The sequence below is a fragment of the Shouchella tritolerans genome (assembly GCF_025770735.1).
Classification (GTDB): Bacteria; Bacillota; Bacilli; order Bacillales; family Bacillaceae_D; genus Shouchella; species Shouchella tritolerans.
The window spans coordinates 573,076-598,501 of the sequence record NZ_JAODPB010000002.1 but is presented as its reverse complement, the minus strand read 5'-3'; the positions used below and the strand labels follow the sequence as shown (position 1 = coordinate 598,501).

28 protein-coding genes are annotated in these 25,426 nt (G+C 46.1%); 2 read left to right on the top strand and 26 right to left on the bottom strand.

What is annotated here, in order from left to right:
* Window positions 1-50 precede the first annotated feature (50 nt).
* Window positions 51-482: a GNAT family N-acetyltransferase gene (locus tag N6H06_RS09400; RefSeq protein ID WP_082808265.1), complete on the top strand. Its 432-nt coding sequence runs from the start codon at window positions 51-53 to the stop codon at window positions 480-482.
* A gap of 42 nt (window positions 483-524) precedes the next feature.
* Here N6H06_RS09400 and N6H06_RS09395 read toward each other — a convergent pair whose 3' ends face one another.
* The 7 genes from N6H06_RS09395 to N6H06_RS09365 form a co-directional block, all read right to left on the bottom strand.
* Complete coding sequence (locus N6H06_RS09395) at window positions 525-767, bottom strand: hypothetical protein (protein ID WP_011246763.1); 243 nt, start codon at window positions 765-767, stop codon at window positions 525-527.
* Window positions 768-1,041: 274 nt separating this feature from the next.
* On the bottom strand, window positions 1,042-2,271 hold the full coding sequence (locus tag N6H06_RS09390) for an RtcB family protein (protein WP_263706082.1): 1,230 nt from the start codon (window positions 2,269-2,271) through the stop codon (window positions 1,042-1,044).
* Window positions 2,264-2,434, bottom strand: a complete 171-nt coding sequence (locus tag N6H06_RS09385; RefSeq protein WP_263706081.1) for a hypothetical protein — start codon at window positions 2,432-2,434, stop codon at window positions 2,264-2,266. The genes N6H06_RS09390 and N6H06_RS09385 overlap by 8 nt, the downstream gene beginning before the upstream one ends.
* A 275-nt stretch (window positions 2,435-2,709) precedes the next feature.
* Window positions 2,710-3,141: a methylglyoxal synthase gene (gene mgsA, locus N6H06_RS09380; RefSeq protein ID WP_062746951.1), complete on the bottom strand. Its 432-nt coding sequence runs from the start codon at window positions 3,139-3,141 to the stop codon at window positions 2,710-2,712.
* 12 nt (window positions 3,142-3,153) lie between these two features.
* Complete coding sequence (gene dapB / locus N6H06_RS09375; protein ID WP_263706080.1) at window positions 3,154-3,948, bottom strand: 4-hydroxy-tetrahydrodipicolinate reductase; 795 nt, start codon at window positions 3,946-3,948, stop codon at window positions 3,154-3,156.
* Window positions 3,948-4,265: a nucleotide pyrophosphohydrolase gene (locus N6H06_RS09370; RefSeq protein WP_404830344.1), complete on the bottom strand. Its 318-nt coding sequence runs from the start codon at window positions 4,263-4,265 to the stop codon at window positions 3,948-3,950. Before N6H06_RS09370 ends, dapB begins: the two co-directional genes overlap by 1 nt.
* Window positions 4,266-4,456: 191 nt before the next feature.
* Window positions 4,457-5,563 (bottom strand): transposase, encoded by a 1,107-nt coding sequence (locus N6H06_RS09365; protein WP_263706078.1) that lies wholly within the window; start codon window positions 5,561-5,563, stop codon window positions 4,457-4,459.
* A gap of 307 nt (window positions 5,564-5,870) precedes the next feature.
* Here N6H06_RS09365 and N6H06_RS09360 point away from each other — a divergent pair, with 307 nt between their 5' ends.
* Window positions 5,871-6,743, top strand: a complete 873-nt coding sequence (locus N6H06_RS09360; RefSeq protein WP_082808266.1) for a YitT family protein — start codon at window positions 5,871-5,873, stop codon at window positions 6,741-6,743.
* Window positions 6,744-6,857: 114 nt separating this feature from the next.
* On the opposite strand, the gene N6H06_RS09355 is transcribed toward N6H06_RS09360, so the two are convergent.
* From N6H06_RS09355 to trpE, 19 genes are all read right to left on the bottom strand, one after another.
* Window positions 6,858-8,078, bottom strand: a complete 1,221-nt coding sequence (locus tag N6H06_RS09355; RefSeq protein WP_263706076.1) for a Bcr/CflA family efflux MFS transporter — start codon at window positions 8,076-8,078, stop codon at window positions 6,858-6,860.
* A 221-nt stretch (window positions 8,079-8,299) separates the two neighbouring features.
* On the bottom strand, window positions 8,300-8,998 hold the full coding sequence (locus tag N6H06_RS09350; RefSeq protein ID WP_263706373.1) for a zinc metallopeptidase: 699 nt from the start codon (window positions 8,996-8,998) through the stop codon (window positions 8,300-8,302).
* 117 nt (window positions 8,999-9,115) lie between these two features.
* Entirely contained in the window at window positions 9,116-9,889 is a 774-nt protein-coding gene (gene ypjB / locus N6H06_RS09345) for a sporulation protein YpjB (RefSeq protein ID WP_062746963.1), read from the bottom strand.
* 55 nt (window positions 9,890-9,944) lie between these two features.
* Window positions 9,945-10,547 carry a DUF1405 domain-containing protein gene (locus tag N6H06_RS09340; RefSeq protein ID WP_062746965.1) on the bottom strand — a complete coding sequence of 201 codons (603 nt, stop codon included), beginning with the start codon at window positions 10,545-10,547 and terminating at the stop codon, window positions 9,945-9,947.
* A 131-nt stretch (window positions 10,548-10,678) separates the two neighbouring features.
* Window positions 10,679-11,455, bottom strand: a complete 777-nt coding sequence (locus N6H06_RS09335; RefSeq protein WP_062746966.1) for a menaquinol-cytochrome c reductase cytochrome b/c subunit — start codon at window positions 11,453-11,455, stop codon at window positions 10,679-10,681.
* Window positions 11,456-11,494: 39 nt separating this feature from the next.
* On the bottom strand, window positions 11,495-12,166 hold the full coding sequence (qcrB, locus tag N6H06_RS09330) for a menaquinol-cytochrome c reductase cytochrome b subunit (RefSeq protein ID WP_011246751.1): 672 nt from the start codon (window positions 12,164-12,166) through the stop codon (window positions 11,495-11,497).
* A gap of 14 nt (window positions 12,167-12,180) precedes the next feature.
* A complete protein-coding gene (locus N6H06_RS09325) occupies window positions 12,181-12,672 on the bottom strand; it encodes a ubiquinol-cytochrome c reductase iron-sulfur subunit (protein ID WP_062746968.1) in 492 nt (163 codons plus the stop codon).
* A 131-nt stretch (window positions 12,673-12,803) separates the two neighbouring features.
* Window positions 12,804-13,271 carry a YpiF family protein gene (locus tag N6H06_RS09320; RefSeq protein ID WP_062746970.1) on the bottom strand — a complete coding sequence of 156 codons (468 nt, stop codon included), beginning with the start codon at window positions 13,269-13,271 and terminating at the stop codon, window positions 12,804-12,806.
* A 62-nt stretch (window positions 13,272-13,333) separates the two neighbouring features.
* Entirely contained in the window at window positions 13,334-13,879 is a 546-nt protein-coding gene (locus tag N6H06_RS09315) for a ReoY family proteolytic degradation factor (RefSeq protein ID WP_062746973.1), read from the bottom strand.
* Between the two features lie 129 nt (window positions 13,880-14,008).
* Complete coding sequence (locus tag N6H06_RS09310; RefSeq protein WP_263706075.1) at window positions 14,009-15,268, bottom strand: tetratricopeptide repeat protein; 1,260 nt, start codon at window positions 15,266-15,268, stop codon at window positions 14,009-14,011.
* Window positions 15,269-15,685: 417 nt separating this feature from the next.
* Window positions 15,686-16,978, bottom strand: a complete 1,293-nt coding sequence (gene aroA / locus N6H06_RS09305; protein WP_263706074.1) for a 3-phosphoshikimate 1-carboxyvinyltransferase — start codon at window positions 16,976-16,978, stop codon at window positions 15,686-15,688.
* 10 nt (window positions 16,979-16,988) lie between these two features.
* The gene (locus tag N6H06_RS09300; protein WP_062746980.1) at window positions 16,989-18,086 is read right to left on the bottom strand and encodes a prephenate dehydrogenase; all 1,098 of its coding nucleotides are present in this window, start codon (window positions 18,084-18,086) and stop codon (window positions 16,989-16,991) included.
* Window positions 18,087-18,108: 22 nt separating this feature from the next.
* The gene (hisC, locus tag N6H06_RS09295) at window positions 18,109-19,218 is read right to left on the bottom strand and encodes a histidinol-phosphate transaminase (protein ID WP_263706073.1); all 1,110 of its coding nucleotides are present in this window, start codon (window positions 19,216-19,218) and stop codon (window positions 18,109-18,111) included.
* 68 nt (window positions 19,219-19,286) lie between these two features.
* The gene (trpA, locus tag N6H06_RS09290) at window positions 19,287-20,096 is read right to left on the bottom strand and encodes a tryptophan synthase subunit alpha (RefSeq protein WP_263706072.1); all 810 of its coding nucleotides are present in this window, start codon (window positions 20,094-20,096) and stop codon (window positions 19,287-19,289) included.
* Window positions 20,089-21,288: a tryptophan synthase subunit beta gene (gene trpB / locus N6H06_RS09285; RefSeq protein WP_062746986.1), complete on the bottom strand. Its 1,200-nt coding sequence runs from the start codon at window positions 21,286-21,288 to the stop codon at window positions 20,089-20,091. The genes trpA and trpB overlap by 8 nt, the downstream gene beginning before the upstream one ends.
* Window positions 21,266-21,919 carry a phosphoribosylanthranilate isomerase gene (locus tag N6H06_RS09280; RefSeq protein ID WP_263706071.1) on the bottom strand — a complete coding sequence of 218 codons (654 nt, stop codon included), beginning with the start codon at window positions 21,917-21,919 and terminating at the stop codon, window positions 21,266-21,268. Before N6H06_RS09280 ends, trpB begins: the two co-directional genes overlap by 23 nt.
* Window positions 21,916-22,683, bottom strand: a complete 768-nt coding sequence (gene trpC, locus N6H06_RS09275) for an indole-3-glycerol phosphate synthase TrpC (protein WP_263706070.1) — start codon at window positions 22,681-22,683, stop codon at window positions 21,916-21,918. The genes N6H06_RS09280 and trpC overlap by 4 nt, the downstream gene beginning before the upstream one ends.
* A complete protein-coding gene (trpD, locus tag N6H06_RS09270; RefSeq protein WP_263706069.1) occupies window positions 22,676-23,701 on the bottom strand; it encodes an anthranilate phosphoribosyltransferase in 1,026 nt (341 codons plus the stop codon). The genes trpC and trpD overlap by 8 nt, the downstream gene beginning before the upstream one ends.
* Window positions 23,698-25,194 (bottom strand): anthranilate synthase component I, encoded by a 1,497-nt coding sequence (gene trpE, locus N6H06_RS09265; protein ID WP_062746992.1) that lies wholly within the window; start codon window positions 25,192-25,194, stop codon window positions 23,698-23,700. Before trpE ends, trpD begins: the two co-directional genes overlap by 4 nt.
* Between the last annotated feature and the right edge of the window lie 232 nt (window positions 25,195-25,426).

The following is a 25,426-nucleotide window of genomic DNA, read 5'->3' as shown; positions in this document are numbered from 1 at the left end:
GGTAAAATAACGATAATGAAAAATCATGTTACAAAAAAGGGGAATGACCTTTGGAAATAAAAATCGCCACGACACTTGCAGAGTTAGAACAAGCCTTTCATATTAGGGAAATGGTGTTTGTCCAGGAGCAACATTGCCCACTTGAAGACGAGTTCGACCAATATGACCATCTTGATGCTGCTTGTACACATGTCATTGCTTATGACGGTGAAAAACCAGTCGGGACAGGCCGTATCCGTTTAGTCGAAAACGCCGGGAAACTCGAACGAATTTGCATTTTAAAAGACTGGCGCCAAAAAGGTGTCGGTAGAGAAATCATTGAAGCATTGGAAGCCATTGCTTTACAAAAAGGCGCTGCCTCATTGTTGCTCCATGGCCAACAACATGCAGAAGGGTTTTATCACCGTCTTGGATACAAAACCGCTTCTAACGTCTTTATGGAAGACGGTATCCCACATTTGCTCATGAAAAAAGAGGTTTAGCATCTATAAAGCCAGCCTGTTTTCATTCCATTGCTGGCTTTTTTAATTTAGCCGTCTGATTTGAATGTTTGCTAAGCGCACTTCTATCCGTTGACTAGGTGTCCCGCGAATGTAATCCAAGTCGTAAATCATTTCCGCAATTGCCCCTTGAAAAGACAGATCTTTGCTGATTCGCAAATGGACTTTATTGATGGTCCCCGCATAATCTAGAAATTGTTTTGCTTCCTCGCCTTTAATTTGATGAAGAAGATCGTGATTATCCATATCAACAAATTCAACGATCATCGTGCTTCCCCCTATATTCCAATTTATCTAGTTTATGTTCTAATGTTTAGAGGCATGCCGTTTATTGTTGTCCAAAGGAAGCCGAAAAATTGCAAACAAAAAAACACGGTTTTCATTAGGGAATCTACTATTAGGAAAGCAACGACCTACCAAATTCCTTATGGCCAGCGTATGCCCATCGACAACGTTTCAGTGTCTATAAACAGCAGGAGAATAATTAAGCGTTTTTCTCATCTCGCCTAGGTAATGCTTTTATTGCACAGCTGTAACACCCTTAATCTTTGTATGGGTCAAATTCATTTTCGCCAGCCATACAAACACCAACAGGCTTTAAGCGATGTTTTACTTTTAACGTATTTTTATGAGCAGAGAGGACCGTATCTAATTTTTTATATACGAATGGACTTTCATCTGTGCCTCCGCCGCGCAATTCTACCCCAAACGCAGTAAGCGCAGCTGCCATTTGCTTAGAGCTGATCACTCCACCGCTGCGGCGTCTGTTCTTGCCTTTCCCTGTAAAACGACCCGCCGCCTGCGTGCGGCTCATTAACCTGCCAGCGCCATGGACTGTGCTGTAAAAAGCGTCCTTGTTTTCTTTGCTATCAATTCCCTCAACAATGACTGAGTAATCACCCATACTGCCGCCGATAAATCCAAGCTGTCCTGGAGCAGAAGGTGTTGCTCCCTTGCGGACGACATAAACGTCTTTGCCATTGTGCGTTTCCTTCCAAGCAAAATTATGATGGTTATGAACAGAAAACGTTTCTTTTGCTTGCAGAATGGCGAGTACTTTAGCGATACAATGGTCTCTGCCAGCATATGCGTATTTACCGGCGATGTTCATTGCTCGGATGTACATGTCACCTAACTCTGAGGCAACATCAAACAACGTCGGTACATCCTCCATGCTCTCCCCGCTAACTTTGCTAGCAAACGGCCTGTTTTTCGCCAAGTTCAAAAAACCGCTAGCTGTTTTATGGCCTAAGCCCCTACTGCCAAAATGGTTTGCGACCCATAAAACGCCTGTTTCTTCTTCCACAAACAAATCAACGAAATGGTTGCCGCTTCCAATCGTACCGAGTTGGTTACGCGCCAATGTTTGTAATGTATCTGCAAGCCCTGGTGCAATTTCCGAAAACACATGCCAGTCAGGATCAGAAAAGAGCTCATGGTCAACTGGCTGCTTGTTTTTTTGGCCAATGCCGAACGGAAGCGCTTCGTAAATTTCATCGAGAAGCAGAGGTAGCTCCAAGCGAATTTCCTCAAAAGTAAGATTTGTACGCACTGCTTTGTTGCCACAGGCAATGTCATAACCGACTCCAGAAGGGGATACTTGGCCATCATAGACGACAACGCCCCCTACTGGTTGGCTGTACCCTTTATGGTGGTCAGCCATTAATAGTGTTTGGACGACATTGCCATGCTGGCTACAGCGAACTGCCTGTTCAACAGCGTTTTCAAGTGGTTCCCCCCATACGCGGACACCGTCAATCGTCTTATACATAAATTCTCCCCTCTTCATCCCGTTTGAATACCATTTTTACTGTAGCAAGACATGGCCAAATAGTTGCTCTTAAAAATCGTTCAGCATGAAAATTGCCTTTTTCAAGGTACACAACAAGTGGCTCGCCTCGTTTTAATTCGTGTACGACTGCTTCAAAAAGCAATGTCCCTGCTCCACAGTCAAGCTTTTTAGGGGCGACATAAATGGCGGCCAAATACTTCTAGTTAGTTGGGCAAAGCCACTAACTGCCCCTGCCTCTTCCACAAAAAAAGCGGCGTACGAATGGGCTTGCTCCATGTAAGTTTGCCGGATTTCAGCTGGAATTAGGTCTTTATACGTGTCTTCCCATGAACACTTTGCGATCTCTTGGGTGTGAACAATGTCCTGTTTTTCCCCTTTCCTTGTTTTCCTTTGCTTCCCTTTAATGTTAAAAGAAGGCTAGATGCCTTCTTTTAATGGGTTTGTTTTTTCTTGTTCATGGATAATATCACGGAAAGCAAAATCGCCTCTTTCAAGCCCTTTGATTAAAATTTCAGCGGTTCCCATATTTGTCGCCAGCGGCACACTTTGCACATCACATAACCGAATTAAAGCAGTGACATCCGGTTCATGGGGCTGCGCCGTCAACGGATCGCGCATAAACAAAATCAAATCAAATTGATTTTCAGCAACGAGCGCCCCGATTTGCTGATCGCCACCTAATGGGCCAGACTTAAAACGGGTCACAATCAATTCAGTCGCCTCCATGATGCGAGTACCCGTTGTACCAGTCGCATACAGCTCATGCTCTTTTAAAATGGGCTCATAGGCAACACAAAAATCAACCAATTCTTGTTTTTTCTTGTCGTGGGCAATTAAAGCGATTTTCATGTCGTTCTCCCCTTAGTCGATTAAATTTTCAAGGCCATATACTAGCGTCGAAAGTTTGACCACTTGTTCAACAGCAAGCTTTACACCAGGCATAAAACTTTCACGATTTAGCGAATCGTGGCGTATCGATAACGTTTGTCCCACTCCGCCAAACAGCACTTCTTGATGAGCCACTCGCCCTGGCAAACGGACGGAGTGGATTTTCATCCCCTCAAAGTCAGCTCCTCTTGCGCCTGACATCTCTTCCCTTTCCTGCTCATGACCTTGCTTTTTCGGAGCTCGTACCTCGGCAATGAGCTGTGCTGTTTTTACTGCTGTCCCTGACGGCGCATCAAGCTTACGGTCATGGTGCTGCTCAATAATTTCCACATCATTCATGTACCGTGCTGCTGTTTGTGCAAATTTCATCATTAAGATCGCGCCAATAGCAAAGTTGGGGACGATAATCGCGCCAAGCTCTTTTGCTTCGGCCATTTGCGTTAAATCGCGAATATCTTCATCACTAAACCCTGTCGTTCCCACAACCGGACGAACGCCATGCTCAAACGCGATTTCCATATGCTTTCTACCAAAGGCAGGTGCCGTCAAATCAATTAATACATCTGGTTCATGCTCAGCAAAACAGCGTGCCATATCGGTATATACGGGTACATCGCCTTGTTGGAATTCTGGCAAATCATTTAAGCGTTTGCCATCATTTTTTGAATCAACTACAGCGACAAGTTCAAATGACTCTTCTTGCAGACAAAGTTTGACTGCTTCTTGCCCCATGTTGCCACGGGGCCCTGCAATTACAATACGTGTCATTAGATCTGTTCTCCTTTTTCTTTTTTTGTCCAGCGGTCTTTGTCTCTTGTTTGGAATTTATGCATGACAAGATCATGCGCTTCGCTTAAGTCAATTTGAAGTGAGTTCGCCAAACAAATAAGGACAAACAGCATATCGCCGATTTCTTGTTCCATCGTTTTGTCTTCTTCTGATGCTTTTTTGGGCTTCTCTCCATAGTAATGGTTCACTTCCCTTGCTAGCTCGCCTAATTCTTCCGTCAAGCGAGCCAACATCGCCAGTGGGCTAAAGTAACCTTCTTTAAACTGCCCTATGTACGAGTCGACTTCTTTTTGCATTTCTGCGATTGTTTTTCCTTCAGGCATCATCGGCACTTCCTTTCCCTTCTATCCTAGCGAAAAGCACGCGCCTGCGCAATGTGAACTACCTGCCACCTACGCTTGCTTAGAGGTGGAGGCTTCTAAGGTAATCGCACCTAATGGTACGAAATTGACTTAGCTATCGAGCCTGTTCCATGCTCTATTGATGATTATACGAACCGTCGTAACCCTTCACGTTTGATATTGATAGCAGCGTTCCAATCTCGATCTGCCACAAAACCACAATCACAATGGAAGATGCGCTCAGAAAGAGCGAGAGACTCCTTTACTTGACCACAACATGAACACGTTTTAGATGATGGAAACCACTTATCGATTTTGATAAGCTGTTTCCCCTGATCCTCTAACTTGTATTGGAGGAATGTCGTGAACATGCCCCATGCATGATCAGCAACGCTTTTGCCGAAATGAAGGGCTTGTGCCATTCCTTTCATGTTGAGGTCTTCGATCACCACGCAGTCATACCGTTTCGCTAATTGGTGCGATTCCTTATGTAGAAAGTCCTTTCGTTGGTTCGCAATTTTTTCATGTAGCTTCGCTACTTTCAGACGTTGTTTGTGCCAACGACTAGAGCCATTCTTTCTGCGTGATAAAATACGCTGTTCCTTCACTAATTTTCCCAAGGCTTGGCGATAGAAACGAGGGTAATTGGCTGTCTCACCTTCTTCGCTATCGACAAATAAGCCATTCATGGAAAAATCTAAGCCAACAACAGCTTGTACGTCTTTTTGTGTAGGTTGATGTTCGTATTCAGTGAGAATCGAAACATGGTATGTTCCTGTTTTTGTTCGAGAAACCGTACAAGACTTGAGGACATGATGGGACGGAATTTCCCGATGTTGTTTCATTTTTACAAGTTTCAGTTTCGGTAATTTGATAGAGCCATCCAAAAGCATGATGTTTCCGTTGACCACATTTGTTGTGTAGGACTGTCTTGCCTTGCGGCTTTTGAACTTCGGAAACTCAGCACGACCAGAGAAGAAGTTTTGGTATGCCTTCTGCAAATTCAGTTGGGCGTTCGCCAATGCGAGACTATCGACTTCTTTGAGCCATACAAACTCCTTTTTGTACTTGGCAGGAGTCGGGAATTTTTGCTTTTTAAAGGCTTCTTTGTCGTCCTTGAACTTCTCATAGGTTTCCTTTCGGTCAGCCAACATTTTATTGTAGACGAAACGAACGCAACCGAAAGTTTTCGTAAGAAGTTGCTCTTGTTCTTGCGTTGGGTACAGACGGAACTTATATGCTTTGTTTGCCATATCGAATCACCTCACTTTTCACTCGTGAAAATCGAACAAACCTATCTTTTGCATAGTCAGATATGCCATCATCAATCTGCGATCGTTTACGCCCAGAAGCCTTTCATTTTATATCATAACACAAAAAAGAGACAACTTTAGGCTACACCTAACCCGAAATTCATCTCCCACTTTCACTGGTGCTGGTGCACCTTCACGTTTAGAAGTGGGAGACTTCTTTCGGGGGAATTTAAAAATAATGACGTGATATTTCTTTTTTTCACGAAGTTGAGTAAACTAAGAATGGACGCGAAAAGGAGGCGATTGCTTGGAAGTCAACCGGCACGTTAAAAACATTTTTTTCATTTTGCTCGGCACGGCGCTTATGTCGTTTGGCCTTGTTTACTTTAATATGCAACACCAACTGGCAGACGGCGGCGTTACAGGCATTACATTGCTTTTATTCTTTTTATTTACGATCAACCCGGCAATCACCAACATCGTTATTAACATTCCGTTGTTTTTTATAGGCTGGCGGATGTTAGGTCGGATTCCTTTTTACTATACACTCGTAGGCACGTTCAGTTTATCGTTATTCCTTGATTTGTTCCAGCGTATCAACTTACATATTTTCCTTGGCAATGACTTAATGCTTGCCGCATTGTTCGCAGGAGCCATCGTCGGTACAGGGCTCGGGCTTGTCTTCCGTTTTGGCGGCACAACCGGCGGCGCCGACATCATTGCGAAACTATGCTTGCGCTATTTTGGCTGGAGCATCGGGCGCACCTTTTTTGTATTTGATTCGTGTGTCATTGCCATCTCTCTCGTCTATCTTGATTTGCGTGAAGCAATGTACACGATTGTCTATGTGTTTATTGCCGCCAAAGTCATTGACTTTATCCAACAAGGATCCTACAATGCGAAAGCAGCCTTTGTCATCTCCGAGTCGATTACAGAGATCTCAGAAGCGATTTTACGTGAAATGGGCCGAGGCGCAACGACATTACAAGGAAAAGGTACATTTACTGGCGACGAAAAAGAAATTTTATATTGCGTCGTCGCCCGCAATGAAACGGTGAGGTTGCGCAATATTGTGCATCGCATTGATCCCCATGCGTTCATGACCATCCACGATGTTTCCGAAGCGGCCGGTGAAGGGTTTACACTCGATGACAACAAGCAACCGATTCGAATTGGCTAAGCAGTAAAAAAGCAACAGAGCATGTCGCTTCTCTGTTGCTTTTTTCATCTCCAACCATGTCTATTGAAGAGCCATTCCCTTCTTCATTTAGCGCTATACGTTTGCTTTGAACAGTTACCGTTTTCCCACTTGGCTAGGACTGCTCTCTTTTTTCGTCAAACCAAGGCATGTACTAAGGGCCAACACGCTTGTGGCAAACATAATCGCAGCCATCGGCACTGCTGTTGATTCATCGATGCCTACAAGCGGCGCAACCATCGCTCCAAGGAATAAGGGCAACATGCCGAGCATCGCGCTAGCACTGCCAGCACGATGGCTTTGTTTGGCAATTCCTAACGTAAAGGAAGAAGTTGTGATCATTCCCATTGACGTCATGTAAACAAAAATGGAAACGACAATTGTCCATAATGGCCCTTGAATGGCCGCCATGCAGACAAGGATAGCTGTAGCTGAGCTCGCAACCATCACTCCTGTTTTCAACAACGTTCGTTCATGAACTATGCCGGCTAAACGGCCAACCACGAAGGTACCGGTAATAATGGCTAGACCATTAATGCCAAATAACACACTATAAACTTGTTCGTTTACACCGTAAATGCCTTGGTAAACAAACGGAGTGCCGGCCACATAGGCAAAACTGCCGCCATGAGCGAGCCCGAGTGTAAGTGCATAGCCGATAAAAGAACGGTCTTTAAGCAAATCTTTGAATGTCCATAGGATATGCGACATAGAGCTTGGCACCCGCTTGCTTGGTGGAAGCGATTCTTCTAGCTTTATTCCTGCAACGAGAACGATCAAGACACCAAGCAAAGACAAAAACAAGAAAATCCAGCCCCAGCGCGCCCCTGGCAACAGCAAAATCGCCCCGCCTGCCATTGGCGCTAACATCGGCGCCACGGCATTAATGACCATAAGCAACGCAAAGAATTTTGTTAATGCTTGGCCTGTAAAAACATCGCGGACAACCGCACGAGACACGACAATCCCAGCTGCTGCCGTAAATCCTTGTAAAAAGCGCCCGGCAATCAAGACGCCAATATTTGGAGCAAACGCACATAAAAGCGAAGCTGCGGCAAATAACGTAATTGAAATGAGCAATGGCCGTTTCCTTCCCTTTGCGTCGCTGATCGGCCCAACGACAAGTTGCCCGATCGCCAAACCGATTAAACACGTTGTTAAACTTAGTTGCACAAGCGAAGCGGGCGCTTGCAGATCTTCGCTAATTTGCAAAAAGCTCGGCAAATACATATCAATATTGAGTGGCCCAAGGACGGCTAGCATTCCAAGCAAAAACGCAAGCGCCAGCCTTTCCATTCCTGTTGGATTCTGTTTCATTCCGTCTCCCCATTTCTGATAAACAAACTCAGTCTACTTTAGGGAAACCATGTTTGTAAAGGGCTTTGCCCGAAAAAACGAGCATGGTCTGTTGACATTTGTACATCAGCTTACTGTTAAAGCGTTTTTTCGGGGCATGCTCGCCCCCATTTTAAATGAGCAAGAAAAAACCAGCCCAAGTGAATGAGCTGGTTTCAGACTAAGCCGATTTGTTCCGACCATTAGTCGCGTTGTGACAAGTAAATCATAATGAAGCGTGCTAGTTCGAGCAAAGCGACAAGCGCTGCTGCCACATAAGTTAAAGCAGCGGCATCAAGAACTTTCTTTGTTTCCCGCTCTTCGTTGTTTACAATAATCCCACTTGCAACCATTTGCTCCATTGCTCTGTTGGAAGCGTTAAACTCGACTGGCAACGTAACCACTTGGAATAACACAGCGGTGGCAAAGAAGATAATACCCATTAGCAAAACAGGGTTTCCGCCAACTTGAGCACCGACGCCGAAGAGCAAACCGGCTAGAATGAGCCATTGGCCTAAATTGCTGCCGATGGAAGCAACTGGTGCCAAAGCGCTGCGAAATTTCAAGAATGAGTAGTTTTCTGCATCTTGGATCGCGTGTCCTACTTCATGAGCAGCAATGGCCGCTCCGGCAACTGAAGCGTTGCGGTAATTGTCTGTTGACAACCGTACAACTTTGGCACGTGGATCGTAGTGGTCAGATAACTCCCCTTTAACCTCTTCGACTTCAACATCATAAATGCCGTTGTCATGAAGAATTTTCCGGGCTACTTCTGCACCTGTCATTCCTGCACTGTTATGGATGCGCGAATATTTTTTATACGCCCGTTTTACTTTTCCTTGAGCCAGAAGCGGGATTAGAATGAGAAACGCTAAATAAAACAAATAAGCACCGAGACTCATTGCAATCACCTCACTTTATCTTAATACTATTATCGTAATCAAAACGTCAAAGAAAATCAAACTTCCCGCTATTGCTACAAGCTGTTTTTTGAACGCCTGTCACAGTTTTGACACATTTTATTCTTTTGCCTTTACACGCCGTTTCTCAGCCCGGTATTTTCGATAACCGACATAAGATAAAGACGCAACAAGCGGCCCACCGATAGACAAAATTGCCCATAAAAGCGATGGGTCTATCCCATCCTCTTCACTACCTTCGTAAAGTTCTTTAAAAGCGCCACGCATCGTTTCAATATGACCTTCCAGCTGCTCAGACGATAATGATTGGTTTTCTAATAAAGCAAAATAGGAGTCAAAACGTACGACGGTTTGTTCCGTTGTGCTTAAATGGATAGCAGGACGAATCATGCCGTATAGGGAATGAAATGCATTTATTTGGCGTTTCAGGGCTTGGGCATCTTTTGATACAGCCGCTTCCTCTAAATCGTCTAGTGACGCCATCACTTGCGTTTCTGTGCTTTTCCAAAGGGGTTCGCTGTTTTTGGCAAACGCGTCAATCGCAAGGCGAAACGCTGTGACGAGGCGAATTCGTTCATCATCAGGCATATTTGTAGCCGTCAGTGCATGTTCAGCATTTTCAAACGTTGTGGTTAGTGTGCGTAACGAAGACATCGTCCATTCCTGGTCTTCAAAATCATAAGAAAGGAAAAAATCCGCAAACACACTCATTAGCCGTTTTCCATCTTCATAACGCTGTTCTTTCGTTAGCTTCAGCACTTGATTTGCCGTATGATTCAATTCTTTCCACGCTTGGGCATCATTTGCAGAGCCAGGCATAGGCAGCATCACTACGATACAAACAAGCAAAACGAGCATCATCCAATGACGCATTTCTTGTCCCTCCTCTGTTCTAAACATCCTATGAACAAAAGGACAAGAGTAGACCTTAGCGCGGCAAATTAATACGAAGCGCGTGCTGGCGTACGTTTAGGAAGTAGACGGTTGCTACGCAGACAAGTCCTAACAGGAAAGTAAACCAGCCAATGCCGTCAATATAAGGCATAATTCGAGCACTTAGCCACGGGTGCATCTGAAAATGGTAATCGATAAAGTCGTTGAAGACGGTCCATAATAACGCAGTCGCCAAATGTCCTTTTTTGATGCGGAAATATGGCATGAATAAAAGCGCCTGTAAAGCCATGCCTGCATGGGATACATTCAGCATAATAATTTGCCAATGAAGAGGGGCGCCTTCCATCACTTGAAACGTATTCATGACGACTGCCCACACGCCATATTTAAGTAACGTCACGGCGGCAAGCGCTTCGATTAAGCCGGATTGCTTACGGCTCAAAAAACCAATCAACACAAACACAAAAAACAAACTTGCCGTAGGACTGTCAGGCACAAACCAGATAAAATGCAGTGGAGTGGCCGCAAGCTGGTCGCCATACCAGTAAAACCCATAGATCGTGCCTAACACATTAATGATGAGCAGCAACCATAAACTGATGCGTTTCGTTAAAAGCCCGTACAAATAAGCTAGCATGCCAGCCCTTCCTTTCATTAAAAAAGCTGCCTAAAAAGGCAGCTCCAGACTGTAGACAAACGCTCGCATCCTTCGTTGTTCGTCTCGTTCCTTCAAGCTGCCTAAAAAAGACAGCTCTTAGTATAACACAATCATTCAGGATCTTGACCATGGTTTGCGATGAACTCTGCCAAAATTTGCAGTTCTTCTTCAGAGCCCGTGAACTGGTCGGCAGGCATCGCTCCTTGCCCATTTTGAATGATTTCCATGATTTCTTCAGGTGTTTTTTCTGTTTCGAGCAAGTTTGGCGCTCCCGCACCACCTGTCATTTGGTCGCCATGACATTGGATGCATGAATCTTGGCTTGAATAAATTTCAAACCCTTCTGCTTCCTCATCAATTTCGGCTCCTTCTACTAGCTTCCCTTGCTGGGCAGCAGCTTCCCAGTCATGCTGGGCCACTGACTCCCATGTCAGGTAAACAACGGATGCGACACCAAGAAGCATAATAGATGTGGCAATCGGGCGACGGTGAGGCCGACGCTCTTTCGATGTATCCAACCATGGAGCCAGCAGCAAAGCGCCGAATGCCACGCCTGGAATAACCACTGTACCTAGCACATTAAAGTCGCCAGAAGCAAACTCATACTTAAGCAATTGATATAAAAACAGGAAATACCAGTCTGGAAGCGGAATGTAAGCTTCCAATGGATCAGCGATTGCTTCAAGCGGCGCAGGATGGGCCACAGTTAAGCATAAAAAGCCCATTAAAAAGACTGCCCCTACCATCCATTCCCGCAATAGGAAGTTTGGCCAAAAAGCCTCCGTTTTTCCAGGGTATTCCGAGTAGTCTTTTGGAATGTTTGCTTTTCGGCCATCCGCCTTGACACGGGAATCGCCGACAAACTTCATTCCTTTTCCTCGATGCATGGGTTTCCCCCCTTAGTATAGTCACATTTTTGCTAGCTATTATAGCGGGCCAGAAATGCCTTGACGGCGAATCATGATAAAATGCGCTCCAAGCAAACCAAGCAATGCTGCTGGCAAGAAGAAGACATGGATAGCAAAAAAGCGTGTCAACGTCGCTGCACCAACAATTTCGCCTCCGGCAAGCAACGCTTTTGTAAAGTCGCCGATAATCGGTACGCTTTCGGCAATTTGAAGTGTTACGACAGTTGCAAAGTATGCTTTCATATCCCAAGGCAACAAATAGCCTGTTAAGCCAAGGCCCAGCATCACAAAGAAAATCAATACTCCTACAACCCAGTTTAATTCACGTGGCTTTTTGTACGAGCCGGTAAAGAACACGCGCAACGTATGTAAAAACATCATGACAATAACAAGGCTGGCGCCCCAATGGTGCATGCCGCGGACAATGACACCCATTGCTACATCGTTTTGCAAAAAGTAAACAGATGCATGGGCATTAACAATATCCGGCACGTAATACATGGTAAGGAACATTCCCGACAAAATTTGAATAACGGTTACAAAAAACGTCAAACCGCCAAAACAATAAATAAACGCTGAAAAGTGATGAGCTGGGTTGACGTGCTCCGGCACTTCATGGTCAGCGATATCCCGCCACATTGGCGTTATGTCGAGACGCTCGTCCACATAATCATAAATTTTTTGAAGCATTTCTCGCGCCCCTCCTAAGTTCTTTGACTCACCTGTCCAAGATAAACTTGATTGCCTTCCACCACGACTTCAAAAACATCAAGCGGTCGCGTTGGTGGCGTTCCGGCGATATTCGTACCATCCTCTTCAAAACGGCCTCCATGGCATGGGCATTGGAACTCGCTCGCATCTTCATTGTACGAAACCGTGCAACCAAGATGAGTGCATACTGAAGATAGAGCGACAACTTTATCGCCGTCCAAATAGATGTAAGCTTCGTGCTCTACTTGTGACTCGTACCATGAGTCAACTTGCGTGAAGCTCCATGTAAACCGCTGCGGCACATCGGTCAAATCATCCAGTTCGCAAACGAGCTGCATATCCGACTCCGCACCTGCTTTTAAGGCAGGATCAAGGGCAAAGCGAATCATCGGCATTAACATGCCAGCAGCCATGAAACCGCCGACGCCAGTGAGCGTGTACGATAAAAATTGCCGTCTTGATACTTTGTGGTCTCTCTCGCTCACTATTTTCCCTCCTAACAACGTTCATAATTGTGCTCCTTTTATTCTGAGCATTCTTAACAAGACTAATACTAGGACGATACCATCATACTATAAACCGCCTACATTGCGCAATATAAGTTAGAAGAGCGCTTTCAGACTTTTTGTTGCCATAGCTGCGATAAAAGGGGAATAAGCTGTTTCAACTGCCCGTCCATCACTTCTTTACGGTGCTTCGCTTCAACAAATTCAAGGGGAAGCGCCGGCACAAAAAACAGTGCCATTCCGTCAAGCTCCTTTTCAGCCGTTTTCCATTCCCCGTCAGCAGTCAACAAACAAATGTGGGAAAATGAGGCTGCTTTTAAATCGGCTGCCCACCCTAACAGCCTGTCAATGCGGCTTGCCATTGGTTCTGATTGGGCATAAGTAAAAGCAGGAAATTGCATGATCCGCCCGTGAAATTGCCGTTCCATTTCATCTGCTAGCTGAGCAGTAAACTCAACCGCTTGCGTCACCGATTTCGCCTCTGTATCCCACGTTGTTTTCATTAGCGGAATAAGTGCTGTGTCTACATAGTCCGCCGCTTTTAAATATGTATCAATGTCTGCTGCGCGAAACCGCATATCATCCTCTCCTTTTGTCCCTTTCTAGTATAGCAAAAAAACAGAGCCAGTTGGCCCTGTTTTCAAGATTTTCTTAAGCGATTTAGCCGTTCACTCAATTCCATGAACGCCTCCTTATCGCCGTTGTCAAGCGCCTCGTCAATTGCTTCCGACAGCTTTTTGAGTTGGAACAAGCGAACAGACTCCTGCAAAAGCGCTTCCGCTTTTCGCTCAAATGCCTGGGCCCTTTCTTGCGTTTCTGGCAAGTACGGATTGTCTTCGAGCACCGCTAAATACTGCGGGCACGTTAAGCGCTCTTGGAAGTGGAGCTCAATATATATGTCTTCTGTTTGATTTAAGCGAATGTCGTGGAACGCTTTTTCGCAATCTGTTGTGACATGATGCTTTTTACGGAAAGAAAATGGGATTTGTTCGATTCCTTGAGCAGAAATAACCAAAGCTTTTGGCGTGCCTTCAGAATGGTTTAAAAAGTGAACTCGTTCCATTAACGTATCATCATTCATCAAGTAGTTCAAAAGCCAAGCACATTCTCGCCTTTTCAGTTGATGGCGTTTGAGAAAGCTACGCAAAAATGCTTTTTTGTCCATGACTGGAACCATATTGCTCATTGCTCACTCCCCCTTTCTGAATTCGTTGGAAACTTTCCTAAGCTCCTGCATACCTGTAAATTCGCCTTGCCATTGCCTGAATCCTTTTTCTAGCCACAATTCGTTTTCTACAAATCGCGCTGTAGGAGGCTATTCTGCTTGCAATTCATTGAGGAGTTCTGACAAATCACCCCGCTCAGGGCTTTGTTGCAGCGCTTTTTGAAAAAGTTCTACCGCCTTTTTCCGCTCTCCCTCTTCCAAGAGAAAGTGACCATACTCGCTTAAAAAGTCTGTGTCTTCATGAAAAGCAACATAGGCCTCTTTGTATTTTTCCCGTGCCGTTTCATAATACTCCAGCTCTTTATGAGCGAGTGCTTCGTACCAAACAAGCAGCGCATCTGTTTCGCCGTAGGACTTGGCGTGTTCGACAAGCTCCAGCAAATCGTCAAATCGTTCTTGCTCCCGGAAAAACGCTGCTAGTGTTTGCAATGCCTCTGTATTTGTTGGATTTAAAGCAATTGCCTGGCGCAAGTATTGTTCAGCGCCGACAAAATCCTGTTGTTTATACAGCAGTTTCCCGGCAAGTAATGGCAGCGCATCATTAAATTCATCCATACGCATGCCCGCGGTCAATGTTTCGAATGCTTCCTCATAACGCCTTTCTGCTTCATAAGCGCGTGCAAGCGGCACATAGACACTTGTGAAATCAGGGTCCAGTGTCTTCACAGCCTCAAGCTGTTCAATCGCCACCGTGTAATCACCTTGCTGAAAAGCGGTGAAACCAAAGTTAAACAATGCATTCGGCGGAAGTTCATTCTGTTTTTGCTGGTGGTAGAGCAAAAGCGCGTCTTCAAACTGGCCATTAGCCCCGTAAGCTTCAGCAAGCGCCAAACCGACATTCATATCGCCTAGCTCCTCTTTTGCATGCAATGCCTGTTTTAAATACGGGATTGCTTTATTATATGAACCTTGTTCAAGATAAAATTCACCGAGTGCATACGTAATGATGACCTCATTAGGCGCTTTTTTATGGGCAGCAAGCAGTCTTTGCTCAGCTGCTTCATCAAGAGATTGCAACTGGTATAAATCAGCAAGCAGCAGTTGAGCTTGTAAAAAACTTGGATCGTTTTCGCCGATCTCTAGCAAAAACTCAATCGCTTCGTCTTCTTGGTCGGCGTCAATCATCATTTCTGCCGCCAAAACGTACAACTCCCCTTCATCAGGGTATAATTCGAGCAATTGTTCAATAAGCGGCCGTGCTTTATCAACATGTCCTAGCTCATAATAAAGCTGCGCTGCTTGGTAGAGCTGGTCATGGTTCGTTGTATTCGCAAACGCATCTAGTAAACGGAGTGCTTCTTCTACATTCCCAGATTCAATCGATGCATAAACTTTCTTTTTTATATCCACAAAAACATCATGCTCCTTTTGCATGCTTCTTGCCTTTATTTTATAGTAAGCAATTGTGCCCTTTCAACCATTCTGTTTGCCCATCATTTTAAAAAAATCTTTTATGGCAAAACCTGTTGACAATGGAAGCGTTTTCGTTTATTCTCTAATTAGCGTATGGTTTCTCTCCACTCCTATCCATACATTCTTAGCTATTATGGCTAAATCCATTTGTAAACGCTTTCGTTTACAGGTGGATTCTTTTTTTGGGGCAAAAAAGCAAGCACATGGCTTGCTTTTAGACTATAAACACTGCTCGTATCTTCGTTGATCTGCTTTGCAACTGTTCACGCACACGGAACCATTTGCTCCTGTCCTCGTTTTCCTTGACTACGCGCCTCTCTCTACAACCGATTTCGATTTGCTTGGACGTTTTTTCTACTGTAGCGATTGTAAATGCTCAAAAAACTGAGGATACGATACAGAAATCGCGCCAGTGTTTGCTAATTCTACCGGTCCATTTGCGCATAAAGAGGCAATGACGAGCGCCATGCCAATACGGTGGTCGCCATGGGAATCCACTTTCCCGCCTGTAAGTGGCTCACCGCCACGGATAATCATACCGTCGTTGGTCGCTTCAATGTCGGCACCAAGCTTAGCCAATTCGCCTACAACCGTATCAATGCGGTTTGTTTCTTTCACTTTTAGCTCTTCAGCATCTCGGATGATGGTTGTGCCCGTAATTTGCGTAGCAAGCACTGCTAAAACCGGTATTTCATCAATTAACGTGGGCACTTCCTCTCCTTCAATGACAAACGGCGAGAGCTTGCTTGTTGATATTGTGATATCGCCCCGTGGCTCACCGCCTGCAGTCACTTGTTCGTCAATCGACAGCTTTGCTCCACTCCGCTTCAAGACTTCAAGAATTCCAGCACGCGTTGGATTTAAGCCTACATTCTTTAAGTGGACGCGACTCCCTGGAACGATACAGCCTGCGACAAGGAAAAAGGCCGCCGACGAAATATCCCCTGGAACAATGACGTCTGCTGCTTGGAGGGACTGGCCGCCTTGAATGGAAATGGTCTTGCCCGCTGTCTTCACTTCGACGCCAAAAGCATGAAGCATTCGTTCTGTATGGTCTCTTGTTGTTTGCGGCTCTGTAACGGATGTTTGCCCTTCTGCTTGCAATCCCGCTAACAGAAGCGCTGATTTGACTTGTGCGCTTGCTACAGGCATCGTATACTCGATTGCTTTCGTCTGCCCACCACGGATCGATAACGGTGTTTTATTTCCCATTTCCCGTCCGTCAATTTGCGCGCCCATTTGGCGAAGTGGTGCAGTCACCCGTGCCATCGGTCGTTTGCCAATCGAATCGTCACCGACAACGACCGAATGGAAAGGCCGACCAGAAAGGACGCCCAATAGCAAACGGATCGTTGTGCCGGAATTGCCGACATCTAACACCCCATTTGGCTCTTTCAGCCCATCTAACCCTTTGCCTTCAACCGTGACTTTGTCGCCTTTTTGTTCAATCGCCACGCCCATTTGCCGAAAACAGGCGATCGTGCTTAAACAATCATCGCCAGGAAGAAATCCGCTGACGTTTGTTGTGCCATTCGCCATAGCGCCAAACATGACAGCACGGTGTGAAATCGATTTATCGCCAGGCACGACAATTGTCCCTGACAAACCTGATTCTGCTTTGTTTAGCACCTTTATCGTCTCGTCCATACTCTTCTCCTTATATCGTGTAAGTTTCATACATATGCCGTTTCAGTTCTTCCTGGGCATGTACTCGATCCTCTTCTGAACGGAAACTAAGGCGTAAAACGCCCATAATGTCTTCCCGCGTCTCTAATATTCGAATATTGGTAATGCTAATCTCTTTATTAGCAAGTATCCTTGTCACATCGGAAATAACGCCTGGATGGTCAGGAACATCGACGAACAAATCATAAAAAGCCGGTATGGCACCTTTTTCGCGCTGTGGCAACTCTTCACGGAATGCTTTTGCTTCTTGGAAGTAAGCATGAATGGCTTTGCCGTCGCAGCGTTCAACCATTTCCTTTACGGAATCCATCTCGATTTGCCATTCGGCAAATAGGCGTAGCATTTCTTCTTTATTATGCAAAAGCACATCACGCCACATGACCGGGCTCGCTGAGGCAATCCGCGTAATGTCCCTGAAACCACCTGCCGCTAATTGGGCTACCTCTGGATCGGTTTTTTCAAGCTTTTTGAGCTGATGGACTAGGCTTGCTGCAATAATATGGGGAAAATGGCTCACTGTGCCTGCCAGTTTGTCATGCTGTTGTGGTTCCATCTGCAAAAAACGCGCTTTCGTGCCTTTCAACAAATTTTGCAAGGCGATAATATGGCGCGGCTCACTATTCTTGCCAGGGGCAAGCAAGTAAAACGCATTTTCAAACAAATGTGCTTTTGCTGCCTCGACGCCCGATTTATGTGAGCCTGCCATCGGATGACCGCCAATAAAGCAGACGTTGTCACCGAAATGTTTATCAGCAGCCGCGGCAATATCTTGCTTTGTCGAGCCTACATCAGTGACTATGACCCCCTGTTTCAACGAGATCGTGCTAAGCTGCTCAATCAATTCAATCGTTTTGCTTACCGGCACTGCCAAAATGATAAAATCAGCCGCTTGTGCGCCTTCTTCTAGGCTTGAGGCAGCCTTATCAATTACGCCAAGTGCTTTAGCCATATGGAGCTGTTCGGCTGAAATATCATAGCCGACCAAATGGACATCTTGGTCGCGCTTGATTGCAAGCGAGATGGAGCCGCCAATCAACCCCATCCCGACAACAAATGCTGTACGCTTCATGTCAATACCATTCTCCTACTCTTTATGCGCCTAAGCTTGCAAGGAGCTGGTCCAAAATCTCAGGAGCTTTTTCGATAAAGGCATCATTTTCTGCCTCATTGCCTATGGAAATGCGGATTGCCGTCGGGTAACCGAGCGCTTCCCCTGAGCGGAGAATAAAGCCATTTTCAAGAAAAGCTTGAAAGACCACATCTCCCGGAATCCCTGTTTCCACTAGTAAGAAGTTTGTTTCCGACGGAAACACAAACATCCCTCTCGCTTCAAAGAAAGCGCGCAATTTTGCCTTTTCGACACTGTTTTTTTGCCTGCACGCTGCAATAAACGCTTCGTCTTCTAATGCTGCGAGCGCGGCTGTGTGGGCGAGGATGTTGTTGTTAAAGGGCAATCGCACAGGCTCAACTTGGCGAGCAATCTCACGCTGGCTAATGCCGTAGCCGACGCGGAGGCCCGCAAGGCCATATGCTTTTGAGAACGTCCGCAACACAACTAGCTGCGGGTATGCGTTTAGCAGCGCGACGCTGTTTGGGAAGTCTTCTAATTCTACATATTCATAGTACGCTTCATCAACAACGACCAAGCATGTGGTTGGAACGTCGTCTAAAAACTTTTTCAAATCGGCTTCGCCGAGTGCGACCCCATTTGGATTGTTAGGATTGCAAATCCAGACAATCCGCGTTTGGCCGTCAATCGCTGCAAGCATTGCGTCTAAATCGTGGGAGCCGTCTTCTTTAACGGTTATTTCTTTTATTGTTGCCCCTTCAATCGTTGCATTTAACTTGTACTGAGAAAAAGAGGGCGTCGCCATAACCGTGTTGGTCTCAGGCGTTAAAAAACTTCTGCATAGTAGTTGAATAACTTCATCGGTACCATTTCCTAATATAAGCTGTCCTTCATCTACTTTATGTTTGGCAGCAAGTGCTTTGCGCAAGGCTGTGCCATAGCCATCCGGATACAAAAACGTTTTTGATGCTCCATCGGCAATCGCCTTTGCCACAGCAGGAGACGCCCCATACGGATTTTCATTCGATGCCATTTTTATGACGGTCTCTAAACCGTATTCCCTTTTCACATCTTCAATCGGCTTGCCTGGGGCATATGGCGGCAACCCTTGTATTTGTTTTTTTGCTAACATCGTGTCTGCACCTGCTTTCCCTAGTCTTACTAGCTATCCTACGCAAAATCAAGCGTACTAGCAACTGTTTAATAGGTCGGAGCGGGATGAAGGAGAGAATTGACATATTGCTCAATTTCTTTGACTGCTTCATCTCGTGATTCCGCCTGTTTCAACGCCTCGCATCTGAGGCCAATTTGCTCAACAATCGCGCTCCCGATCACAACACCGTCAGCATGGCGCCCCATTTCCTCAACTTGTTCGTAGCTGGAAATGCCAAATCCAACTACATACGGGACAGGCGATGCTTCTTTTACCAGCTTTAAAAAAGCTTCCACTTGTGGATGAAGTGTTTTTCTCGCTCCCGTTACGCCTAGTGAGGATACACAGTAAAGGAAGCCTTGGGCGCGGCTGGCAATCGCTTTGATCCGTTGCTGAGATGTTGGCGCTACAAGTGAAATAAGGGCAAGCCCTTGTTTTTCGCACTCATTAGCCAATGTTTCGCTCTCTTCAAACGGCATATCGGGAACGAGGAGGCCGTCAATTCCGTAGTCGCATGCCGTCTCGCAAAAACGTTCAAACCCAAATTGTAGCAAAGGGTTGGCGTAAGTAAAGACAATAACAGGAATTGTAAGCCCCGCTTTCCTCATTTCCGGGACGAGCGCCATAGCCTTAGCCAGCGTCATCCCTCCTGCTAGTGCACGTTTGGAGGCGTTTTGAATGACCGGCCCATCTGCCAATGGGTCAGAATAAGGAATGCCAAGCTCTAGTACATCCGCCCCACTTCTCTGTAATGAGAGTGCGAGGGCGATGGTTGCTTCTGGCACCGGGTCTCCAGCGGTAATGAATGGAATAAACAAGTTGCCCTTTTTTACAGCGTCAGTAAGCCGCTTATTCATCGTACCCCTCCTTATAAACCCGCTGCAATGTGTGCATATCCTTATCGCCTCTGCCTGACAAGCATACGAGCACAGATTGGTTTGGCGTCATCGTTTTCGCCATTTGAAAAGCTTTAGCCAACGCATGAGCCGATTCAATTGCAGGAATGATTCCTTCCTCTTTTGCAAGAAGCGCAAGTGCCTCGAGCGCCTCTTTATCGGTTACAGCTTCATAACGGACTCGCTTTTGTGCGGCCAAATAGGCATGCTCAGGGCCAACGCCAGGGTAATCAAGCCCTGCGGAAATCGAATAAGGCTCCATGATTTGCCCAGCTTCATCTTGAAGCAAGTACGTAAGCGAGCCATGGATAATTCCTTTCGAACCTTTGCTGATCGTGGCAGCATGTTCGGCTGTATCGAGCCCCCGTCCTGCCGCTTCGACGCCGACAAGCTCCACTTCATCCTCGAGAAACGGGTAAAACATACCGATTGCGTTGCTGCCACCGCCAACACAAGCAACAATTGTATCAGGCAGCCGTCCTGTCTTTTTTGCAATCTGCTGTTTCGCTTCATCGCCAATTACACGCTGGAAATTGCGGACCATTTTCGGATAAGGATGTGGGCCAACTACAGAGCCGATTAGATAAAACGTATCATCTGCGTGGGAGACCCAATAGCGAATCGCTTCATTTGTGGCGTCTTTTAGCGTCCGGCTTCCCGTTTCCGCCGGAACGACTTCCGCTCCAAGCAATTCCATGCGGAATACATTTAACTCTTGCCGCTTCATGTCTTCCACGCCCATAAACACTTTGCATTCCATGCCAAGGCGGCTAGCAACCGTTGCCGTGGCGACGCCGTGCTGGCCTGCCCCTGTTTCGGCGACAAGCTTGTTTTTGCCCATTCGTTTTGCAAGGAGCCCTTGGCCAATTGCATTATTCAATTTATGGGCCCCAGTATGAACCAAATCTTCCCGTTTTAAATAGATATTGGCTCCGCCTAATTTTGCGCTAATGTTTTTTGCAAACGTCAGCGGTGTTTCCCTGCCTGCATATTCAGCCAAGTCGGCTTTTAGCTCTCCTATAAAAGCGGGATCAACCATCGCTTTTGCCAGCCCAGCTTCCAACTCTTCAATTGCCGACATTAATGTTTCGGGAACATATTTGCCGCCGAACTCGCCAAAACGGCCGCGGCTATCTGGTATTGTTTCCTGCATAATGGACCCCCGCTTCTTGTTCAAGGCGCCCTATTTTTGCGACGCTTTTTTTTCCGTTCTCTTCAATTCCGCTCGATACATCCAGTCCGTCTACTTGGTAGTGGGCAAGCTCGACGACGTTTTCAGGCGTAATTCCGCCTGCAATAAGCACTTGCGTACCTTGCCGAACTCCTTCTTCCTTATAAGAAGGGATCTGTTTCCAGTCGAATGATTCGCCTGTTCCGCCCCAGCCTTTGGCACTTTTACAATCAATTACATAGCCATCGGCGATGCCTGCAAAAGCCTGCATGATGCTGAGCGCGCTGCTTGAATGATGGATCGCTTTCCATACCTGCTTTTGTGTTCGGTCCTTGACGGCCTGCAAAAAGGCAGGCGTTTCGGTGCCATGTAACTGGATCACATCAAATAGGCCGCTGCTGGCAACTTGTGCGATTGTGTCAAGTGATTCATTCACAAAAAGCGCTACCGTTTGCTTCGTGCTAATGTCGGTTGTAGCCAACCATTGTGCCACGTCATGAAGGGCAACTTTCCGCTTGCTGTTTGCCAATACGAAGCCCATGTAATCACAGTGAGAAGCTGCTGCTACTTCGACATCCTCTTGCTGATGGAGTCCACAATATTTTAATTTCATTGGTTTATCGCACTTTCAGAAAACAAGTCGATGATCGCTTGTCTTTTATCGTGTTTACGCATCAACTGTTCGCCGATCAACACAGCGTTCGCTCCGGCTTTCTTCACACGTGCAATGTCATCAGGTGTATGGATGCCACTCTCGGACACAAGCAACGCTTTTTTCGGCACCATTTTTGCAATCTCCTCGGTTTGGGCAATCGACGTTTGAAACGTCTTTAAATTGCGGTTATTAATGCCAATTACTTCTGGAGTAAAAACAGCGAGAAGCGACTCTAGCTCTTCTTCACTATGGACTTCAACTAAACACTCCAACCCTTTGCTATACGCTAGTTCATAGAGTTCGTGGAGCTGCTTCGCTTCCATTGCACCAGCTATTAACAACATGGCATCTGCGCCAATGCACGCCGTTTCCTCCACTTGAAGGGGCGACAAAATAAAATCCTTCCGCAATACCGGCAAAGACACGGTCTTTTTCACTTCAGCCACATAAGCAGTGTCACCTTGAAAATACGTACGGTCTGTCAAAACGCTAATCGCGCTTGCCCCGCCCTTTTCATAAACCTGTGCGATCGCTGTTGGTGAAATCGTCTCACATAAAACCCCTTTCGAAGGGGAGGCCTGTTTAATTTCCGCAATCAGACCTAGTGGCAAAGACGCTTTTTGCAAGGACGCTTTCAGGCTTTTTTTCGGAAAATACTGCTTTTCAGGCAACTGGAGTTGGCTGATTTCCTCTCGTTTTGTCGCCAAAATTTTCTCAAGCATGCTTGATTCCCCTTTCCTGTTGTTGCAATGATTGCAAATAGCGAAACGCCTGTTTGCTCTCTATCGCTTTGTTGGCATAGTGAACGCCTTCAGCAATGTGACTGGCATTCCCACAGGCGTACAACGCTGCTCCTGCATTTAAGGCAACAATGTTTTTAGCCGCTTGTGGCCCGGCACCTGAAAAAATCGCGTGGATTAAGGCAGCACTTTCAGCAGGCGTATCTACTTGGATATCAGCAAGATTTCCGACTGGCAAGCCTACGTCGCCAGGTGAGAACCGATACGTTTCGCACCTACCATCTTTCACTTCCACTACGTGTGTGTCGCCATGAATGGCACATTCATCAAGGCCATCAGCGCCTGTAACTAAAAGGCTGTGCTCGCTACCAAGCTGGCACAATGCTTCTCCCATTTTCAAAGCGGCCGCTTCATCGTAAACGCCGAGAAGTTGGTAACGGGCACCGGCTGGGTTCGTAAGCGGACCTAGCAAATTAAAAATGGTACGGAAGCCAATTTCTTTCCGTGGACCGGCGACATGACGCATTGACTGGTGGTAAAGCGGCGCAAATAAAAAGCACAAGTTCGTTGTTTCAAGCATTTGGCAAGCTTCTTCAACGGAAGCTTGGATGTTGATGCCGAGCTCCTCCAACACATCAGCACTGCCGCTTTTGGAAGAGACAGAGCGATTGCCGTGTTTGGCGACAGGCACACCGAGCGATGCCAAAACAAGCGCTGATGCAGTCGAGATGTTAAACGTTCCGAGTCCATCTCCTCCTGTGCCGCATGTATCAATCGCCCCTTCGATGACAGCAGGGAATCTGCGCGCATAAGCGCGCATCCCTTTAGCAAAGCCGAGAATTTCCTCTGCTGTCTCGCCGCGAACGCGCATCATCGTAATGAGGCTCGCCACTTGGCTGGCGGTCGCACGCCCTGACATGATTTGTTCCATCACTTGCTCTGCCTCTTTTACAGACAAGGATTCGCCCATTAAACATTTGTTTAGCACTTGCTTCATCATGACAAACGCACCGCCTTTGCAAACAACGCTTCTGTCTGTTCAATCGCATGAATAAGTGCCTTCGCTTTGTTCAATGTTTCTTCATATTCTTTTTCGGGGTCTGAATCTGCAACAATGCCTGCTCCTGCTTGGATGGTAGCGCAATGGCCTTCTAGGACAATCGTACGAATCGCAATGCAAGAATCAATATTGCCGTTAAAATCCATATAGCAGATTGCCCCTCCGTAAATGCCCCTTCTGGTAGGTTCTAGCTCATTTAAAATTTGCATGGCACGAATTTTCGGTGCACCAGAAAGAGTCCCAGCAGGAAATGCTGCTTTTAACGCGTCATAAGGCGTTGCCTCAGGCTTTAATTTGCCTGTTACTTTGGAGACGAGATGCATCACATGGGAAAATTTTCCGATTTCTAATAAGGATGGGACTTCTACGCTCCCATAAACCGAGACCTTGCCAACATCATTGCGCGCCAAGTCAACAAGCATATGGTGCTCAGCCCGTTCTTTGTCGTCAGCTAGCAACTCACGGGCTAACGCCTCATCTTCGGCCGCCGTTTGCCCACGCTTGCGCGTGCCTGCAATCGGGTGTATTTCGACATGGTCACCGCGTACTTGGACAAGCTTTTCTGGCGAACTTCCGATGATTTCCTTATTTCCAATTTTAATATAGTACAAATAAGGTGAAGGATTCACATAGCGCAACACGCGGTACAAATCGAGCCCACTAACAGAAACGGTCATTTCTAGCCGTTGCGACAAAACGGCTTGGAAAATGTCGCCTGCCTGAATATAAGCTTTAATCCGGTTTACATCATTTATAAAGCCTTGTTTCGAATAGTTGGAGCGGACTTCGATCGGCAGCTGCTTTTTCGTGACCATATGTGGCAATGCAGGCGCTTTGGCGCTTTCCAATTTGTCGATTAGCGTTCGAATTTTCGCTTGTGCTTCGGCGAAAGCTTGTTTTGCCGGTTGCAAGCCACTTTTGACTAATTGAATGAGCGTCAATTGCTTTGTCTGCTCATTAAAACTGAGCAACTGTTCACAAAAAATGAAATGATAATACGGGCAGCTGCGTTGATCGCTCCGCTCGATGACAGGCTCCATTTCTTCGATCGCGTCATAGCTGACATAGCCAACCGCTCCTCCTTGGAAAGGAATCTCCATTTCGCTCGGTTGCGGATCGATGTGGGAAACTGTTTTCTGATAACACGCTTCGAAAGTTAACGCACTAGCAACCACCTTACCAGTCTGCAAATGAAGGGTTTTATAAGAACCATTCTCTTCTACACACTCATAAATTGGGTTCAAACCAATAAAGGAGTAGTTGGACCATTCCGACTGTACGTCATTGCTTTCGAGCAAATAGGTCGCTTTTTCTTGCAATGCTTGAAACATTTGAATAGGTGTCAAGCCATCGGCAAAAACCGTTTCGCTATAAAAGCATGTACCGTAACGGTTGTAGGCTTGCTGAAAGGATGCAAAAGGGGTTTTCTTCATCTCACTCACTCCTTGTGATGTGAAAATGAAGAGCGGGAGGTGGCGAAAAAAGGGGATTCGCCTATGGTGAAGGTATGCAAAAAACATATAAAAGCATGTTTTAAGCAACAATACTTACAATTCTATACTTACTTTTCTCTTCTCCGCTCCGCTCAACTCATTCTCAACTAGTCTCTTATCATGCTCAAACTCAACTATTCTTGCTATTTCCTCTTGCCCAGTAGTGTAACGC

Coding starts and splice junctions, on each gene's coding strand:
- trpB (WP_062746986.1), bottom strand. CDS start 21,288: ATGCAGGAAACAATACCAGATAGCCGCGGCCGTTTTGGCGAGTTCGGC.
- trpE (WP_062746992.1), bottom strand. CDS start 25,194: ATGAAGAAAACCCCTTTTGCATCCTTTCAGCAAGCCTACAACCGTTAC.
- trpC (WP_263706070.1), bottom strand. CDS start 22,683: ATGCTTGAGAAAATTTTGGCGACAAAACGAGAGGAAATCAGCCAACTC.
- N6H06_RS09355 (WP_263706076.1), bottom strand. CDS start 8,078: ATGAAACAGAATCCAACAGGAATGGAAAGGCTGGCGCTTGCGTTTTTG.
- N6H06_RS09280 (WP_263706071.1), bottom strand. CDS start 21,919: ATGAAATTAAAATATTGTGGACTCCATCAGCAAGAGGATGTCGAAGTA.
- N6H06_RS09320 (WP_062746970.1), bottom strand. CDS start 13,271: ATGCGGTTTCGCGCAGCAGACATTGATACATATTTAAAAGCGGCGGAC.
- dapB (WP_263706080.1), bottom strand. CDS start 3,948: ATGACACGTATTGTAATTGCAGGGCCCCGTGGCAACATGGGGCAAGAA.
- mgsA (WP_062746951.1), bottom strand. CDS start 3,141: ATGAAAATCGCTTTAATTGCCCACGACAAGAAAAAACAAGAATTGGTT.
- N6H06_RS09390 (WP_263706082.1), bottom strand. CDS start 2,271: ATGTATAAGACGATTGACGGTGTCCGCGTATGGGGGGAACCACTTGAA.
- N6H06_RS09365 (WP_263706078.1), bottom strand. CDS start 5,563: ATGGCAAACAAAGCATATAAGTTCCGTCTGTACCCAACGCAAGAACAA.
- N6H06_RS09335 (WP_062746966.1), bottom strand. CDS start 11,455: ATGCATCGAGGAAAAGGAATGAAGTTTGTCGGCGATTCCCGTGTCAAG.
- N6H06_RS09300 (WP_062746980.1), bottom strand. CDS start 18,086: ATGAAGCGTACAGCATTTGTTGTCGGGATGGGGTTGATTGGCGGCTCC.
- N6H06_RS09315 (WP_062746973.1), bottom strand. CDS start 13,879: ATGAGCAATATGGTTCCAGTCATGGACAAAAAAGCATTTTTGCGTAGC.
- hisC (WP_263706073.1), bottom strand. CDS start 19,218: ATGTTAGCAAAAAAACAAATACAAGGGTTGCCGCCATATGCCCCAGGC.
- trpD (WP_263706069.1), bottom strand. CDS start 23,701: ATGATGAAGCAAGTGCTAAACAAATGTTTAATGGGCGAATCCTTGTCT.
- ypjB (WP_062746963.1), bottom strand. CDS start 9,889: ATGCGTCATTGGATGATGCTCGTTTTGCTTGTTTGTATCGTAGTGATG.
- N6H06_RS09395 (WP_011246763.1), bottom strand. CDS start 767: ATGATCGTTGAATTTGTTGATATGGATAATCACGATCTTCTTCATCAA.
- N6H06_RS09370 (WP_404830344.1), bottom strand. CDS start 4,265: ATGCAAAAAGAAGTCGACTCGTACATAGGGCAGTTTAAAGAAGGTTAC.
- N6H06_RS09340 (WP_062746965.1), bottom strand. CDS start 10,547: ATGCTAGCTTATTTGTACGGGCTTTTAACGAAACGCATCAGTTTATGG.
- trpA (WP_263706072.1), bottom strand. CDS start 20,096: ATGAATAAGCGGCTTACTGACGCTGTAAAAAAGGGCAACTTGTTTATT.
- qcrB (WP_011246751.1), bottom strand. CDS start 12,166: ATGCTTCAAAAAATTTATGATTATGTGGACGAGCGTCTCGACATAACG.
- aroA (WP_263706074.1), bottom strand. CDS start 16,978: ATGGACGAGACGATAAAGGTGCTAAACAAAGCAGAATCAGGTTTGTCA.
- N6H06_RS09350 (WP_263706373.1), bottom strand. CDS start 8,998: ATGAGTCTCGGTGCTTATTTGTTTTATTTAGCGTTTCTCATTCTAATC.